19 protein-coding genes are annotated in these 14,603 nt (G+C 72.4%); 9 read left to right on the forward strand and 10 right to left on the reverse strand.

Annotated elements, in window-relative coordinates; all coding sequences use genetic code 11:
- Positions 1-4: 4 nt before the first annotated feature.
- The 3 genes from cobA to ABD714_RS08965 all read left to right on the forward strand — a co-directional run bounded on the left by cobA (position 5) and on the right by ABD714_RS08965 (position 1,977).
- On the forward strand, positions 5-778 hold the full coding sequence (gene cobA / locus ABD714_RS08955; RefSeq protein ID WP_344812255.1) for a uroporphyrinogen-III C-methyltransferase: 774 nt from the start codon (positions 5-7) through the stop codon (positions 776-778).
- A 42-nt stretch (positions 779-820) separates the two neighbouring features.
- Positions 821-1,492 (forward strand): HAD family hydrolase, encoded by a 672-nt coding sequence (locus ABD714_RS08960; RefSeq protein WP_344811973.1) that lies wholly within the window; start codon positions 821-823, stop codon positions 1,490-1,492.
- A 74-nt stretch (positions 1,493-1,566) separates the two neighbouring features.
- Positions 1,567-1,977, forward strand: coding sequence for a hypothetical protein (locus ABD714_RS08965; RefSeq protein ID WP_344811974.1), 411 nt, complete (start codon positions 1,567-1,569; stop codon positions 1,975-1,977).
- A gap of 47 nt (positions 1,978-2,024) precedes the next feature.
- On the opposite strand, the gene ABD714_RS08970 is transcribed toward ABD714_RS08965, so the two are convergent.
- The 3 genes from ABD714_RS08970 to ABD714_RS08980 are packed head-to-tail and all read right to left on the reverse strand — an operon-like array spanning position 2,025 to position 6,112.
- Entirely contained in the window at positions 2,025-2,672 is a 648-nt protein-coding gene (locus ABD714_RS08970) for a response regulator transcription factor (protein ID WP_344811975.1), read from the reverse strand.
- Positions 2,660-4,417: a histidine kinase gene (locus ABD714_RS08975; RefSeq protein ID WP_344811976.1), complete on the reverse strand. Its 1,758-nt coding sequence runs from the start codon at positions 4,415-4,417 to the stop codon at positions 2,660-2,662. Before ABD714_RS08975 ends, ABD714_RS08970 begins: the two co-directional genes overlap by 13 nt.
- Before the next feature lie 60 nt (positions 4,418-4,477).
- Positions 4,478-6,112 carry a serine hydrolase gene (locus tag ABD714_RS08980; RefSeq protein WP_344811977.1) on the reverse strand — a complete coding sequence of 545 codons (1,635 nt, stop codon included), beginning with the start codon at positions 6,110-6,112 and terminating at the stop codon, positions 4,478-4,480.
- Between the two features lie 396 nt (positions 6,113-6,508).
- Here ABD714_RS08980 and ABD714_RS08985 point away from each other — a divergent pair, with 396 nt between their 5' ends.
- The 4 genes from ABD714_RS08985 to ABD714_RS09000 are packed head-to-tail and all read left to right on the forward strand — an operon-like array spanning position 6,509 to position 9,388.
- The gene (locus ABD714_RS08985) at positions 6,509-6,739 is read left to right on the forward strand and encodes a CbtB domain-containing protein (RefSeq protein WP_344811978.1); all 231 of its coding nucleotides are present in this window, start codon (positions 6,509-6,511) and stop codon (positions 6,737-6,739) included.
- 8 nt (positions 6,740-6,747) lie between these two features.
- Complete coding sequence (locus ABD714_RS08990) at positions 6,748-7,563, forward strand: CbtA family protein (RefSeq protein ID WP_344811979.1); 816 nt, start codon at positions 6,748-6,750, stop codon at positions 7,561-7,563.
- A gap of 11 nt (positions 7,564-7,574) precedes the next feature.
- Positions 7,575-8,615, forward strand: a complete 1,041-nt coding sequence (gene cobT, locus ABD714_RS08995; RefSeq protein ID WP_344811980.1) for a nicotinate-nucleotide--dimethylbenzimidazole phosphoribosyltransferase — start codon at positions 7,575-7,577, stop codon at positions 8,613-8,615.
- Positions 8,612-9,388, forward strand: coding sequence for an adenosylcobinamide-GDP ribazoletransferase (locus tag ABD714_RS09000; RefSeq protein WP_344811981.1), 777 nt, complete (start codon positions 8,612-8,614; stop codon positions 9,386-9,388). Before cobT ends, ABD714_RS09000 begins: the two co-directional genes overlap by 4 nt.
- A gap of 28 nt (positions 9,389-9,416) precedes the next feature.
- Here ABD714_RS09000 and ABD714_RS09005 read toward each other — a convergent pair whose 3' ends face one another.
- The 5 genes from ABD714_RS09005 to arsM all read right to left on the reverse strand — a co-directional run bounded on the left by ABD714_RS09005 (position 9,417) and on the right by arsM (position 12,602).
- Entirely contained in the window at positions 9,417-9,818 is a 402-nt protein-coding gene (locus ABD714_RS09005) for an arsenate reductase ArsC (protein WP_344811982.1), read from the reverse strand.
- On the reverse strand, positions 9,815-10,060 hold the full coding sequence (locus ABD714_RS09010; protein ID WP_344811983.1) for a hypothetical protein: 246 nt from the start codon (positions 10,058-10,060) through the stop codon (positions 9,815-9,817). Before ABD714_RS09010 ends, ABD714_RS09005 begins: the two co-directional genes overlap by 4 nt.
- Positions 10,061-10,128: 68 nt before the next feature.
- Positions 10,129-10,554 carry an arsenate-mycothiol transferase ArsC gene (locus tag ABD714_RS09015; RefSeq protein ID WP_344811984.1) on the reverse strand — a complete coding sequence of 142 codons (426 nt, stop codon included), beginning with the start codon at positions 10,552-10,554 and terminating at the stop codon, positions 10,129-10,131.
- Complete coding sequence (arsB, locus tag ABD714_RS09020; protein ID WP_344811985.1) at positions 10,551-11,678, reverse strand: ACR3 family arsenite efflux transporter; 1,128 nt, start codon at positions 11,676-11,678, stop codon at positions 10,551-10,553. The genes ABD714_RS09015 and arsB overlap by 4 nt, the downstream gene beginning before the upstream one ends.
- A 30-nt stretch (positions 11,679-11,708) precedes the next feature.
- Complete coding sequence (arsM, locus tag ABD714_RS09025; protein WP_344811986.1) at positions 11,709-12,602, reverse strand: arsenite methyltransferase; 894 nt, start codon at positions 12,600-12,602, stop codon at positions 11,709-11,711.
- A gap of 98 nt (positions 12,603-12,700) precedes the next feature.
- Here arsM and ABD714_RS09030 point away from each other — a divergent pair, with 98 nt between their 5' ends.
- Complete coding sequence (locus ABD714_RS09030; RefSeq protein WP_344811987.1) at positions 12,701-13,057, forward strand: ArsR/SmtB family transcription factor; 357 nt, start codon at positions 12,701-12,703, stop codon at positions 13,055-13,057.
- Positions 13,054-13,572, forward strand: coding sequence for a GNAT family N-acetyltransferase (locus ABD714_RS09035; protein WP_344811988.1), 519 nt, complete (start codon positions 13,054-13,056; stop codon positions 13,570-13,572). The genes ABD714_RS09030 and ABD714_RS09035 overlap by 4 nt, the downstream gene beginning before the upstream one ends.
- 90 nt (positions 13,573-13,662) lie before the next feature.
- Here the strand turns inward: ABD714_RS09035 and ABD714_RS09040 are convergent, their stop codons facing one another.
- Both ABD714_RS09040 and ABD714_RS09045 read right to left on the reverse strand, forming a co-directional pair.
- On the reverse strand, positions 13,663-14,190 hold the full coding sequence (locus ABD714_RS09040; RefSeq protein ID WP_344811989.1) for an SRPBCC family protein: 528 nt from the start codon (positions 14,188-14,190) through the stop codon (positions 13,663-13,665).
- Positions 14,187-14,600 carry an ArsR/SmtB family transcription factor gene (locus tag ABD714_RS09045; protein WP_344811990.1) on the reverse strand — a complete coding sequence of 138 codons (414 nt, stop codon included), beginning with the start codon at positions 14,598-14,600 and terminating at the stop codon, positions 14,187-14,189. The genes ABD714_RS09040 and ABD714_RS09045 overlap by 4 nt, the downstream gene beginning before the upstream one ends.
- Positions 14,601-14,603: the final 3 nt, after the last annotated feature.

The raw sequence follows: 14,603 nt of genomic DNA on the forward strand, positions 1-14,603 counted from the left end.
GTGTCTGGCGGCGCCGCCCGGTGTCGCGGAGGACGCGTCCGGGACCCGGTCGGGCACCGGGCACGTGACCCTGGTCGGGGGTGGGCCCGGTGATCCCGGGCTGCTCACCGTGGCCGGGCTGGAAGCCGTCCGCCACGCCGACGTGATCATCTGCGACCGGCTGGCCCCGCTGGCCGTGCTCTCCCAGGCACCGGCCGGGGTCGAGATCATCGACGTGGCCAAGATCCCGCGAGGTGAGTTCACCTCGCAGGAGCGCATCAACGAGCTGCTGGTCGAGCACGGGCTGGCGGGGCGACGCGTCGTGCGGCTCAAGGGAGGCGACAACTTCATCTTCGGTCGCGGCGGCGAGGAGCTGCTGGCCTGCGCCGCCGCGGGTGTCCCCGTCACCGTCGTCCCCGGGGTGAGCTCGGCCATCGCCGCTCCCGCTCTGGCCGGCATCCCGTTGACCCACCGGAGCCTGACCCAGGGCGTCACGATCGTCTCCGCCCACCTGCCGCCGGACCACCCGGGCAGCACCCTGGACTGGTCGGCGCTGGCGCGCGCCAACACCACGTTGGTGATCATGATGGGGGTCGCCACCCTGACGGCGGTGTCGGCCGAGCTCGTAGCGCAGGGGATGGATCCGCACACCCCGGCCGCCACCATCGCCGACGCGGGGATGCCCTCGCAGCGCAGCGTCCGAGCCACCCTGGCCACCATCGCCGAGATCACGACCGCGGCCGCCATCACCCCGCCGGCCATCACGGTGATCGGCGCCGTGGCCGGGTTCGAGGTCTGAGGAACCGTGCCCGTACCGGTGACGCCTTCGCACCCTCCGGTCGTGGACGTCGTCTGCTGGGACTGGAACGGGACCCTGCTCGACGACACCGACGTCGCTCGCGCCGCCATGAACGCCGTGCTCGGCGCCCGCGGGCTGCCGGTGGTGCCGGACGCAGCCACGTACCGGGCGGTGTTCGGGTTCCCCGTGCAGGACTTCTACGAGCGCATGGGGATCGCACCCGCCGACTTCCGGAGCGCCGCCCGGCACTACCTCGAGCTGTTCGCCAGCCACGTGAGCCGCGCGCGGCTGCAGCCCGAGGCGGTCACCGCCCTGTCCGCGATCGCGGGGCTGGGCGCCGAGCAGGTGCTCATCTCGGCCACCGTCCCCGACACGCTCCGACAGCAGATGGCGCCCCACCGCCTCGACGCGCACTTCACGCAGATCCTGGGGATCAGCGACGCGTACGTGGCGTCCAAGGCCGAGGTCGTCGGCGGCTGGCTCCGGTCGTCCGGGCATGATCCCCACCGCGTGCTCATGGTCGGCGACACCAACCACGACGAGGAGATCGCCGACGAGCTCGGCGTCCGGTTCGTCTGGTTCGCACTCGGGCACCAGGAGCCCCCCGACCACGACCGGCACCCGGTCGTGCACGATCTCCGCGACGTCGTCCGGCACGTCTCGGGCGGCGCCCACCCCGACGGCGCTGCCCCGCGCCCGGTCGTGGCGAGCTGACCGCCGGTCGGCGACCTGCGCGACGGCACTCGACCGGGCGGCGCCGCCGACATCCCTGGTTCTACCGTGGCGACATGGCGTACTTCCTGTTCAACGTCCGGGACGGCGACGCGGCACGGGCGGCTCTCCTCCTGCGGGCCGGGTGGTGGCCGGTCGACGTCGGCGAGCCGCACCGGAACTCCCTGACCAGCGGGGATCTGGTCCTGGTCTACGTGGCCGCCCCGTCGCGGTTCTTCCTCGGTCGCGCCGTGCTCGCCTCGGACGTGCAGGACCGGGATTCCTCGGAGCGAGCGGACACCGCCACTGGTCGCGTGACGGTGACCGGGGTCGAGGAGTGGGACCCGCCGGTGCCCATGGCCGGCGTGCTGGCGCGGATCGACCGCTCGGCCGGGGCGCGGGCCGACTTCGCGACCGGTGTCGTCCGGATCACCGAGGAGGAGTACACCGCCGCGCTGAGCGTCGCCGCTGAGCGCCCGACCGGCTGAGGCCCGCGCGTCGGTCAGCCGGACGGTGATCCGAGGGCCGGCGCCCCTCAGCGGGACAGGTGGTGCAGCACGGCCAGGACCCGACGGTGGTCGTCGGTGCTCGGCGGCAGCGTCAGGTGGTCGTAGATGTGGGAGACGTGCTGGACGACCGCCTTCTCCGTGATCGAGAGCCGCTCCGCGATGGCGGCGTTGCTGCGTCCCTCGGCCATCAGCGCCAGCACCTGCTGCTGGCGCGGGGTGAGCCGCCGACCGGACGCGTGGTCGCGGTCGGCCCGGGTGATCATCAGGGCGACGACCTCCGGATCCAGGACGGTGCCGCCGTCCGCGACCCGGACCAGGTCGGCACAGAAGGTGGACACGTCGGCGATGCGCTGCTTGAGCAGGTAGCCCACCCCGCTGGGGTTGTCGGCGATCAGCTCCACCGCGTACCGACGCTGCACGTGCTGGGAGAGCACCATGATGCCCGTCGTCGGGTGGGACGCCCGGATCTGCAGCGCCGCCCGGAGACCCTCGTCGGTGAAGTCGGGCGGCATCCGGATGTCGGTGACGACGACGTCGGGCAGGCGCTCGTCGACGTGCCGGAGCAGCTCGTCGGCGTCAGCGGCGGTGCCGACCACCTGGTGCCCGGCGCGCTCCAGCAGGTGCGTCAGTCCCTGCCGCAGCAGGGACTCGTCCTCCCCGATCACGATGCGCACGGCAGCTCCGCCACGACACGGGTCCCGCGGTCCGACGGGCTGATCAGCAGCAGCCGCCCGCCCAGCGTCTCGACCCGGTCGGTGAGTCCGCCGAGACCTGACCCGGCCCGGACGTGAGCGCCGCCGATCCCGTCGTCGAGGACCTCGACCCGCAGGTGGTCCCCGACCCGGGTCAGACCGACGTGCAGGCTGCTGGGCCGGGCGTGCTTGAGAGCGTTGGTCAACGCCTCGGCCACCACGAAGTAGGCCGTGCTCTCCACCACCGGCGAGAGATCGTCCCCGGCGACCGACATCTGCAGCGTGGTCGGCACGGGCAGGTGGTCGACCAGGTCCTCGGTCGCCGCACACAGTCCGCGTTCGATCAGGGCCGCGGGCAGGACGGCGTGCACCAGGGCTCGCAGCTCGGCGGCCGCGCCGTCCACGCCCAGCCGCAGGGCCACGCCCGCGTCGCGGACCGCTGGCGGGGTGTCGGGGTCGTCGGCGATCTCCTGGGCCTGCAGGGCGAGCAGCACCAACCGGACCTGAAGGCCGTCGTGCAGGTCGCGGGCGATCCGCCGCCGCTCGTTGTCCCCCGCCCTCACGATCCGCTCCCGGGAACGCCGCAGCTCCTGCTGGCTGGCCCGGAGCTCCGCGGTGACCCGCTCGTGGTCGACGGCGATCGCGATCACCCGGCCCGCGGCGTGCACCGGCGCCGGGTCGGCCAGCAGGGTGCGGTCGTAGGCGATGGCGCCCACGCGCTGACCGTGCCGTTCGATCTCGGCCAGCCCACGGTCGTCACCACCGGGCTCGGCGGCGACGTCACCATTGGCGTGCACGTACTCGGCGCGCTCGGGCACCCAGAACACCAGCTCCGCCGAGTCGTCACCGAGCGCCCGGGCCAGCGCCGCGGTGAGGGGCGGTCTGCCGGGATCGGCTGAGCTGAGCCAGGTCCCCAGCGCCTCGATCTCCCCGGTCCGGGCGAAGCCACCCAGGAGCAGGGCGAGAGTGAACGCCACCGGGACACCGGCGATGGCGATGAGCTGGATCGGGAACACCCAGTCCGGCGGCAGCCCGACCGCGGTGAGCAGACTCGAGCTGATCGGGATGGAGAGCACCACCAGGATCCCGTAGCCGTACAGCGGGGCGAGCACCCGACGCCGCCGACGGCTCGCCCGTCGCAACCGGTGAGCCAGGACCACGGTGGTGGCCACCATCACCGCGGCGCCGGCCACCGCCTGGACCAGGGAGCCCAGCGCCAGCAGGTCGGGCCGGTCGGCGACCAGCAGCAGGTCGTACGGGGGTGGTTGGGCGGCGAACAGGTAGAGCGGCAGCTGCAGCACCAGACAGGTGACCCACCCGCCGGCCACGACCACGCGCGATCCCCGGCTCGCCAGCCGACCGGAGGGATAGGCGTGCAGCACGTGCACCAGCACCGCGAGGGGCACCGTGGCCGTCACCGCGCTGATCGCCGCCAGCACCGGGAACCCGGTCGGCTGCATCCCCGCGACCAGGATGGACAGCCCCGCCCCCACGATCAGGAAGCCGAAGCGGTTGGCCGGTCGGCGGCTCCAGGCCAGCAGGCCGGCTGCGACGTAGAGCCAACCGACGAGGACATTGAGCACGAAGGCCCACAGCAGCGCTGGCGACGCGGCCGACACCAGCACGATCAAGATCACGCCCAGCAGTCCGGTGGTCACCCCGAGCTGGATCAGGGCCAGCCGGAGCGGTCGCGGCGTCGCGGACGACCAGGTCGGGGCGACGCTCACCCCAGCAGTGTGCAGGCCGTCGTAGGCGAAGACCACACCGCCACCCCCGCCCGACGGCCGTCAGATCCGACGGAACGTCCCGAGCTCTTGGGCGTTCCACGCTCCGACGACGAGAGACTCCGCCCGGTTGCCGGACACGGTGAAGGTCGCACCGGAGAAGCCGGAGTCGTCCTCGCCCGTGGTCGCGAAGAAGTAGTCGTCTCCGCTGTAGTGCCTCAACGCGAAGTTCTGGAGTCCGGGCCCCACCGTGAAGGACAGGTTGCTGCCCATGCCCGACACGGTCATCAGACCGTAGAGGTCGTTCTCGTAGCGCCCGGTGTAGGTGTAGCCGGGGCGCGCCGGCTTCGGGTCCTTGGCCGGGACCGAGTACTTCTTCTGGTCCGCGGTCACCGGCGACTCGATGTACGGGCCGATCACCGCCACCCAGTCCGGCTGGGTCGACTTCCCGAAGCGGATGTGGTCGACGAACTCCACGCCGATCGCCTCCGGCAGACCGACCGGCGGCGCGTTGGTGAGACCCACGATGGCCAGACCCTTGGAGGGATAGAGCGTGATCGAGGTCGCGGCGCCGCGGCCGAAGGCACCCGAGTGGCTGACCCGCAGCTCGCCGGTGGGCTCGTAGTTGACGTTCCAGCCGAGGCCGTAGAAGCCGGGTGCCGCCCCGATGCCCGGCAGACCCGGCTTGACGACGGCGGGGAGCCAGATCCGCTTGAGCTGGTCGGCATCCATCACCGGCTTGCCCTCGGCCAGCAGCATGGTCACCCAGGTCGCCATGTCCCGCAGGGAGGCGCTGGCCGAGCCGGCCGGGGCCTGGGGGTCGTAGTCCGCCTTCAGGTTCGGCACCCAGTTCTCGCCGACCTTCGTGTGCATCGCCGCGCGGTTCTTCCGCTTCTGCAGGTCGGCGAAGTCGAAGCTGCTGCTCGTCATCCCCAGCGGCTCGAACAGCACCTGCTGGGCCAGCTTCTCCCAGGCCACCCCGCTGGCCTCGGCGATCGCCTCGGCGCCCGCGGTCAGTCCGTAGTTGGTGTACTCGTAGTTGTCCCGGAACCGCTTCAGCGGGTAGTGGCGGTGGAGTTTCAGGATCTCCCCGCGGTCGTAGCCGAGGTCCTCCAGCAGGTTGCCGGAGTGGTCGGGCAGGCCACTGCGGTGGGCGAAGAGGTCGGCCGCGGTGACGTGCTCGGTCACCCAGGCATCGGCCGTCAGGAAGCCGGGCAGCACCGTGTGGACAGGGTCGTCCCAGCCGATCGAGCTCAGCTTCTTGGTGAAGGCGGCAGCGACCACTGTCGAGCTGATCGGCTTCGAGACCGACGCCAGCTGGAACACCGTGTCCGCGTCGACGGTCCCGGTCGTCCCGACCTGTCGGTCGCCGGTCCCCTCCAGGTAGCGGACCTTGCCGTCGTACACCACCGCGAAGGCGACCCCGGGCACGCCCGTCTGCTTCTGGTACCGCTCGATGATGGCCGGCAGAGCGGCCAGCCCACGCTCGACACCGGCGGCGTCGATCTCCCCCTCCCCCGCCGGGGCCGCCCCCGACCCGGCCCCGACGGTGGCGGGGCCGGCCGGTTCCGGCTCGGGCTCACCCGTGCAGCCGGTCAGCCCGGCCAGGGCGACAGCCGCCCCACCGAGACCGACACCCTTCAGCAGCGTCCGACGACCCAGCCCGGTGGCCGCCGCGGTGTCCCTCGTCCCGGTCATGATCTCGATCATGGCGACTCGCCTGCCCGCTGCCCATGGACCCCGGTGGCTCTCGGCAGGGGACCTAGGTCGTCTTGACGCCGTACGAATCGGGGTACGGCGGGTCAGGGGTGAGTGGTGTGGGGGCCGGAACCCACCACCGAGCCACATCCGGCCGATCCCAGCACCAACCCGACCACCGGAAGTCACCGCGGAGCCACGGGCGGCCGCAGGGTGTGCTCCGAGCCCGGCAGGGATAGAGTGCTCGCGTTCGACGGAGGAACCGGAAGTCGGTGAGAACCCGACGCGGTCGCGCCACTGTGTGGGCACCCGGAGCAGCATCCCGGGGGTCCGAGTCAGACCCGCCCTCTGTCTCCGCTCCACGACCAGTGGGTCGCCGTAACCCCAGGAGGACACATGACCGACTCCCACGCAGGCACCGACCGGCTGAACGCGCCCGTCGCCGTCGCCATCCCGACGCTCTCCGTCCGGCAGATCCTGCCGTGGCTGCTGTTCGCCGCGCTGCTCGCCGTCGTCGGCCTCTACTTCGTCTCCGCCGAAGAGGGTGCCACCACCTTGATCGCCGGCAACGCCGTGCACGAGTGGGTTCACGACAGCCGGCACCTGCTCGGCTTCCCGTGCCACTGAGCACCGCCGTGAGTGCCCGTGACTTCCTGATCCGGGGCCTGCTCGCCGGGCTGGTGGCCGCCTTCGCCGCGTTCGCCGTGGCGTACGTCGTCGGAGAACCGCCGCTCCGGGCGGCCATCGCCCTCGAGGACTCGACCGGCGGACACAGCCACGGCACCGAGTCCGCCGAGCACGCCGGGTCACCCGAGCACGCCGGGTCAGCCGAGCACGCCGAGGCTCCGGCTCCGGGCGAGGTCGAGGTCCCCCGCTCGTTGCAGTCCACTCTCGGTCTGCTCACCGGGCTGCTCGTCGCCGGTGTCGTCCTGGGCGGTCTGGTCGGTGTGGTCGCCGCCCTCGCCATGGGCCGTTTCGGACGACTGAGCCCGCGGTCCACGACCCTGGCGGTGGCGGCCGTCGCCTTCGCCGCGGTCTACGCCGTGCCGTTCCTGATCTACCCACCCAACCCGCCGGCGGTGGGCAGTGGGGACACCATCGGCCTGCGCAGTGCGCTGTACTTCATCTTCCTCGCCATCTCCTTGATCGCGGCGGTGACCGCGGTCCTGGTCGGGCGTCGGTTGAGCGCCCGCTTCGGTGGCTGGCACGCGGGTCTGGTCGCCGTCGCCGGCTACACGGTCGTGATGTTGGTGGTGATGGCCCTGCTGCCGCACCACAACGAGGTGCCCGACACCTTCCCGGCCTCGGTGCTCTACGACTTCCGCCGGGCGAGCTTCCTGACCCAGCTCACCCTGTGGGCGGTGCTCGGGTCGGTGTTGGCCGAGCTCGTCGGTCGCCTGTCGCGGACGGAGTCCGCGCCGAGCCGCGAGCTCGCCGACCTCCGCGGCTGACCGGGGCGCAGATGAGCACCCCCCGCACGATCGCGCCGCCCTCGGCCGACGTCGCCCGCGCGGCCCGGCACCGGGTCTCCACCCTGGCCAAACCGACCGGGGCCCTCGGACGTCTCGAGGACCTCGGCGTCTGGTGGTCGGCCTGTGCCGGCGTCTGCCCGGCTCCCCCGCCCGCCCGCGTCCGCGCCGTCGTCCTGGCCGGTGACCACGGGGTGACGGTCGGCGGCTCCGGGGTCTCGGCCTACCCGCGCGAGGTCACCGCCGCCATGGTCGGCGCCTTCGTGGCCGGGGTCGCCGGGGTGAGTGTCCTGGCCCGCCAGCACGACGTCTCCGTACGGGTGCTGGACCTGGGGGTGGACGCCGACCTGGCCGGGCTGCCCGCGGCAGTGGGCGCGTACAAGATCCGCCGGTCCTCGGGCGCCATCGACCGCGAGGACGCGCTGACCCCCGCGGACACCGAGCGGGCGTTGGCGGCCGGCGCCGCCATCGCGGCCGAGGAGATCGCGGCCGGCGCGGACCTGCTGATCCTCGGCGACATGGGCATCGGCAACACGACCCCGGCCGCGAGCCTGATCGCGGCCACCTTCGCGGTCCCCGCCGCGGAGGTGACCGGGCGCGGCACCGGCATCGACGACGACGCCCTCACCGCCAAGACCGCGCTGATCCAACGGGCCCTCGACCGGACCGCCGGCCGGACCGCCGAACCCGTGGCCAGGCTGACCGCTCTCGGGTCGGCGGACCTGGCGGCCGGGGTCGGTTTCCTGGTCGCCGCCGCCCGCGCCGGGGTGCCGGTGCTGCTCGACGGGGTCGTCGCCCTCGCCGAGGCGTCGGTGGCCGAGGACCTCGCCCCCGGCTGCGTGGCCTGGTGGGCCGCAGGGCACCGGTCCACCGAACCGGCCCAGCAGCTGGCGGTCGACAAGCTCGGTCTGGTGCCGCTGCTGGACCTGGGTCTGCGGCTCGGTGAGGGCAGTGGGGCCGTCGCCGCCGTGCCGCTGGTCCGGTCGGCCGCCCTCCTGCTGTCGGACATGGCGCTGCTGTCCGATCTCGCGTGAGCTGGGTCTCCGCCTGGCGGCTCGCGGTCGGCACGCTCACCGTCATCCCCGTCCGTCCACCCGAGACCGTCGACCGGACGACGGCCGGTCGCGCCATGACCCTGGCCCCGCTGGCGGTGCTGCCCCTCGCCGCCGTGGCCGCCGGGCTGGGTCGGGTGGCCGCCCTCACGTCCTGGCCCCCGCTGCTGGCCGGTCTGGTCGTGGTCGCCGTCCTCGCCATCGGCACCCGCGCGCTCCACCTGGACGGCCTGGCCGACACCGTCGACGGGCTGGGGTCGGGCCGCGAGCCCGTCCGCGCGCTCGAGATCATGCGGCGCGGTGACGTGGGCCCGATGGGCGTGGTCGCCCTGCTGCTGGTGCTCGGGGGTCAGACCGTCGCGGCGTCGGCTCTGGTCGACGCGACCGGGACCGCGGTGCTGCTCGTCGTTCTGATCGCCTCGTCCCGGGTCGCGCTGCTCGTGGCCTGTCGAGCCGGGGTGACGGCCGCCCGCCCGGGAGGTCTGGGAGCCACGGTCGCCGGGACGGTCAGACGTCCGGTGCTGGTCGGGGTCGGGGGGATGACCGCCGTGGCGGTGGCCGGGGCTTCGGTCCTCGCCGGCGCCGGGTGGTGGAGCGGGGTGGCGGCGGTGGTCGCCGCCGCCTTCGTCGCGTACGTCGTCGTCCGCCGAGCAGTCGCCCGGCTCGGCGGCATCACCGGCGACGTGCTGGGGGCGGTCGTCGAGCTGACCCTGCTCACCCTGCTGCTGGCGACGACCCTGGTGGGCCAGGGCTGACCACGAACGGATCCGACGACGGATCCGGTCAGCTGAGTTCGAAGATGAGGTGCTCGATGCGACGGCGGATGTCGTCCCGGATGGGTCGGACGGCGTCGATGCCCTGGCCGGCGGGGTCGTCGAGCGCCCAGTCCTCGTAGCGCTTGCCGGGATAGTAGGGGCAGGTGTCGCCGCAACCCATGGTGATCACGACGTCGGAGGCCCGCACGGCGTCGGTGGTCAGGATCTTCGGCTGCTCCCCCGTGATGTCGATGCCTTCCTCGGCCATGGCCGCAGCGGCCACCGGGTTGATCTGGTTCGCGGGCTGTGAGCCGGCCGAGCGCACCTCGATCCGGTCCCCGGCGAGGTGGGTGAGGTAGCCGGCGGCCATCTGGGACCGGCCGGCGTTGTGGACGCAGACGAACAGCACCGAGGGCTTGGTGGTGGTCATGATCGCGAGGTTCTCCTGATCTGGATGTCGAGGTCACGCAGCAGGGCGGTGATGTGGGCTTGGATCTGGTCGCGAACGTCCCGGACCGTGTCCAGGTCGGCGCCGTGGGGGTCGGGGATGTCCCAGTCGAGGTAGCGGCGGCCGGGGAACACGGGCAGGTGTCGCCACAGCCCATGGTGATGATCACGTCGGCGGCGCAGGCTGGCGTCGTCGTCGGCGCCGAGGGTGGTGGGCTGGGCCACGTCGGTTCCTGGGGTCAGGTCGGTTCCTGGGGTCAGGTCGGTTCCTGGGGTCAGGTCGGTTCCTGGGGTCAGGTCGGGTCCTGGGTGGTGAGGCGGGTGTGGAGGTCGGCGACCTGGCGGGCTGTGTCGTCGCGGACGAGTCGCATCCGCTCGATGCCGTCGATGCCGCGGAGGGACGGTTCGTCGGTCTCCCAGGTCTCGTAGCGGGGTCCGGCGATCGGGTCGACCTGCGCTTCGGCGCCGAGGGTGATCACCCAGTCCGCCTGCTGCTGCAGCTCAGGGGTGAGCTGCCGGGTGTGCTGGTCGCTGATGTCGATGCCGCTCTCGGCCAGGACCTGCACCGACAGCCCGTTGAGCTTGCTGCCGGCCTCGGTGCCGGCGGAACCGACCTCGATCCCGGCGCTGTGCTGGTCACGGAGGAGCTGAGTGAGCAGCCCGGCGGCCATCTGGGACTTGCCGCCGTTCTTCACGCAGACGAACAGGACCTGGGTCATGACGACACCACCGTCGGATCGGGCTGGACCTCGCCGCGGCCGGCGGGGTAGAACTTCCGCGCCCAGAGGGCAACGTAGACCAGCCCGACGAGGACCGGCACCTCGATCAGGGGTCCGACCACCCCGGCGAGTGCCTGCCCGGAGGTGACCCCGAAGGTGGCGATGGCGACGGCGATGGCCAGCTCGAAGTTGTTCCCGGCGGCGGTGAACGCCAGGGTGGTGGTGCGGGGGTAGCCGAGCCCGAGGAGGCGGCCGGCGACCATGCCGGTGGTGAAGGTGACGGCGAAGTAGATCAGCAGCGGCACCGCGATCCGGACCACGTCCAGCGGCCGCTCGGCGATCGTGTGGCCTTGCAGGGCGAACAGGATCACGATGGTGAACAGCAGCCCGTAGAGGGCGAACGGACCGAGCTTCGGCAGGAACGTGGTCTCGTACCAGTCCCGGCCTCGCCGCTTCTCCCCGATGGTGCGGGTGAGGAACCCGGCCAGCAGCGGGATGCCGAGGAACACCAGCACGCTGCCGGTGATGGTGACGATGGAGAACTCCGCCGACGTGGTCGGCAGGCCGAGCCAGGACGGCAGGGTCTGCAGGTAGAACCAGCCGAGGGCGCCGAACGCGATCACCTGGAAGACGGAGTTGATCGCCACCAGGACGGCGGCGGCTTCGCGGTCGCCGCAGGCCAGGTCGTTCCAGATCAGCACCATGGCGATGCAGCGGGCCAGGCCGACGATGATCAGCCCGGTCCGGTACTCCGGCAGGTCGGGCAGGAACACCCACGCCAGCACGAACATGAGGGCTGGCGCCACGACCCAGTTCAGGCCCAGGGAGGTGATCATGAGGCGTTTGTCGGTCAGGACGTGGCCGGTGTCGGTGTAGCGGACCTTGGCCAGGACCGGGTACATCATCACGAGCAGGCCGATCGCGATCGGCACCGACACCGATCCGATCGTCACCGCGTCCAGCCCACTGGCCAGTCCGGGGATGAACCGGCCAAGGACCAGGCCGAGGACCATGGCGCCGATGATCCAGGCCGGCAGCCACCGGTCGAGCATCGACAGCCGGCGCAGCACCGGCCCGGTCTCGGCCGGTGCCGTGGTGGCCGTGGTGGCCGTGGACTCAGTCATGCGTGTCCTTCGGGGAGTGGTCGGTGCGGCTCATCGGCAGCCGCAGCTGGCGGGCTGACCGGCGGTGGCGTCGCTCGTGTGGCAGCAGTCGACCTTGGCTTCCGGCTCGCAGCAGCTCGAGGCGTCGACCGGTGAGCAGCAGCCGGCCGCTCGTGACCGGGTGCCGCCGGCCGGCTTGGTGGCGCGGATGATCGCGCCGTGCATCTGGTCGGCGACCGGGTGGGTGAACTCGACGGTCGCCTCGGCGAACCCCACAGCGGCGAGGCCGTCGAGGTACTCGCGGTGGGACAGGGCGCCGGCGATGCAGCCGACGTACTCGCCCCGCTCGGCCCGCTGGTCGGCGGTGAGGTGGTCCTCGGCGACGACATCGCTGATGCCGATCCGCCCGCCGGGGGACAGGACCCGGAACATCTCGGCGAGCACGGCCGGCTTGTCGGTGGACAGGTTGATCACGCAGTTGGAGATCACCACATCCACCGCACCGTCGGGCAACGGGATGTCCTCGATGGTGCCCTGCAGGAAATCGACGTTCGTCGCCCCCGCCTTGGCCGCGTTCACCCGGGCGAGGTCCAGCATCTCGGTCGTCATGTCGACGCCGTACGCGAATCCTGTGCCGCCGACCCGCTTCGCGGACAGCAGCACGTCGATGCCACCGCCTGAGCCCAGGTCGAGGACCCGCTCGCCTTCGTGGAGGTCGGCGACGGCGGTCGGGTTGCCGCAGCCCAGACTCGCGGCGACGGCTGCGACGGGCAGGTCGCTGCGGTCGAGCTGGGTGTAGAGGGCCGAGCCGAAGACGTCGTCCAGCTCCAGCGTGGTCGCCGCCTCGTCACCGCAGCAGCTCGAACCGCCGGCGGTCACCGTCACCGCCGCTTCCGCGTAGCGGCGCCGCACTGTCTCCCGCAGCTCATCCGTCGTCTCCGCCATCCTGACCACACCCCTTCGTACCGATAGACGGTCGTCGATGAGAAGAGTCTAGACACAACTCATCGACAAATGTCAATGGGTCGCGTAGGCTGATGCGCATGACCGTGACCGGCCCGCCCACCACGACCGTGCTGCCGGTGCTGACCGAGTGCTGCTCCCCGGTCGTCGGTCAGGTCATCACCCCGGCCGACGCCGACACCCTGGCCAGCTCGTTGAAGGCGATCGCCGACCCGACCCGGCTCCGGTTGGTGTCGCTGGTCGCGGCGCACGAGGACCAGGAGGCGTGCGTGTGCGACCTGACCGAACCCGTGGGTCTGTCGCAGCCGACCGTGTCGCACCACCTGAAGATCCTGGTCGAGGCCGGCATCCTGTCCCGCGAGCAGCGTGGCCGCTGGGCCTACTACCGGCTCATCCCCTCCAGCCTGACCGACCTGGCCCGCCTCATCACCCCGTGAAGCTCGCCGCGTCGATCGCTCCGCTCACGGTCGGACACTGGCCGCAGGTCGAGGCGATCCATGCCGCCGGGATCGCCACCGGCCAGGCCACCTTCGAGGCGGAACCACCCAGCTGGGAGGCGTTCGACACCGACCGGCTCCCGGACCAGCGGTTCGTCGCCGTCGGCCGTGAGGATCGGGTTCTGGGCTGGGCGGCTGCCTCAGCGGTGTCGGGGCGCTGCGTCTACGCCGGAGTCGTCGAGCACTCGGTCTACGTCGACCCTGTCGCCCGGAACCGTGGCGTCGGGCGTCTGCTCCTCGACGCACTCGTCGCCTCCACCGAGGCGGCCGGGATCTGGACCCTCCAGTCCGGCATCTTCCCGGAGAACACCCCCAGTCTTCGCCTGCACCAGGCAGCCGGCTTCGCCGTCGTCGGCGTCCGCCGGCGTCTGGGTCAGATGGCGTACGGGCCGTTGGCCGGGCAGTGGCGTGACGTGATCCTGATCGAGCGCCGCAGCCCCGTCGTCGGCTGGTAGCCCCGCGTTCCGCGGACCGAACCCAGCCCGCCACGGCCGAACCGGGAGCTCGTCGAGCTCGCCCGCACGGGAGCGGCAGGGACCGGCGCCTCAGTGCGCCGGCGGCTGACCGTCCGAGACGAGCCGATCCTGCTCCGCGTACCCGGCGCCCAGGGACGGCCAGTAGTCGTCGAAGTCAGGCATCGACCGGTGGCCGACAGCGGAAAGCAGCCGGTCCAGGTAGTACTCCCAACCCGGACCGAGCTCCTGCGCGCGGTCACCCTCGGCGAGGTGGTGCAGGAAGGTGAGCCGCGTCCGGTCGGGGCCGAGCGGCTCCAGCCGGACCTCCAGCGACCAGCTTCCCCCGGCGTCGCCGGTGCGGAGGGCCAGCCGGGTCGGTGGCTCGCAGACCTCGATGGTCGCCGGCGCGGTCGGGCTGCCCTCCTCGGCGACCAGCGTCAGCTCGATGATGCCGCCGACGCGGCCGTCCCCGGTCCAGCTCGCGTACCAGCGACCGGTGCGCTCCGACTCGGTCAGACTGGCCCAGGCGTCCTCGAGCGAACCGGGCAGCTCGCGGGTCAGGACCAGGTCACGGCCCGCGGCGGTGCGTCGGACCTCACCGGTGGGTGTCGGGCTCATGCTGTCTCCTTGGTGGGTGCCGGGTGGTCGGTGGCGCTCGCGGGCGGGTCGGCCCGGGGTGGGTCGGCGGCTGGCGGTTCGGAGCGGCGTCGGTCCCGGCGGGTGCGACGCACCTCGGTCTCCAGGGCGTCGAGCCGCGCCGACCACGGCGACGCCGTCGACGGGGTCAGGTCGGACAGCCAGGACCGGAGCGGCTCCAAGCCGTCGGGAACCAGCCGGTAGAGCCGGCGGCGGCCGCTCGCCTCGTCACGCACCAGTCCGGACTCCCGCAGCACCCGGAGGTGACGGCTCACCGCGGGCCGGGAGATCGCGAACCGGCCGGCGATCTCCCCTGCGCTCAGGGTGCCGCCACCGAGAGCGAGCAGGATCTCGCGACGGACCGGGTCAGCCACCGCCTCGAACACCTCCACCAA

The sequence above is a fragment of the Microlunatus aurantiacus genome, from assembly GCF_039536605.1.
Taxonomy (GTDB): Bacteria; Actinomycetota; Actinomycetes; order Propionibacteriales; family Propionibacteriaceae; genus Microlunatus; species Microlunatus aurantiacus.

Bases quoted from the DNA above. Each gene is read 5' to 3' on its own strand.
- ABD714_RS08985 (WP_344811978.1), top strand. From the start codon at position 6,509: ATGACCGACTCCCACGCAGGCACCGACCGGCTGAACGCGCCCGTCGCC.
- ABD714_RS09030 (WP_344811987.1), top strand. From the start codon at position 12,701: ATGACCGTGACCGGCCCGCCCACCACGACCGTGCTGCCGGTGCTGACC.
- ABD714_RS09005 (WP_344811982.1), bottom strand. From the start codon at position 9,818: ATGACCACCACCAAGCCCTCGGTGCTGTTCGTCTGCGTCCACAACGCC.
- ABD714_RS09040 (WP_344811989.1), bottom strand. From the start codon at position 14,190: ATGAGCCCGACACCCACCGGTGAGGTCCGACGCACCGCCGCGGGCCGT.
- arsM (WP_344811986.1), bottom strand. From the start codon at position 12,602: ATGGCGGAGACGACGGATGAGCTGCGGGAGACAGTGCGGCGCCGCTAC.
- ABD714_RS08965 (WP_344811974.1), top strand. From the start codon at position 1,567: ATGGCGTACTTCCTGTTCAACGTCCGGGACGGCGACGCGGCACGGGCG.
- arsB (WP_344811985.1), bottom strand. From the start codon at position 11,678: ATGACTGAGTCCACGGCCACCACGGCCACCACGGCACCGGCCGAGACC.
- cobT (WP_344811980.1), top strand. From the start codon at position 7,575: ATGAGCACCCCCCGCACGATCGCGCCGCCCTCGGCCGACGTCGCCCGC.
- ABD714_RS08980 (WP_344811977.1), bottom strand. From the start codon at position 6,112: ATGACCGGGACGAGGGACACCGCGGCGGCCACCGGGCTGGGTCGTCGG.
- ABD714_RS09015 (WP_344811984.1), bottom strand. From the start codon at position 10,554: ATGACCCAGGTCCTGTTCGTCTGCGTGAAGAACGGCGGCAAGTCCCAG.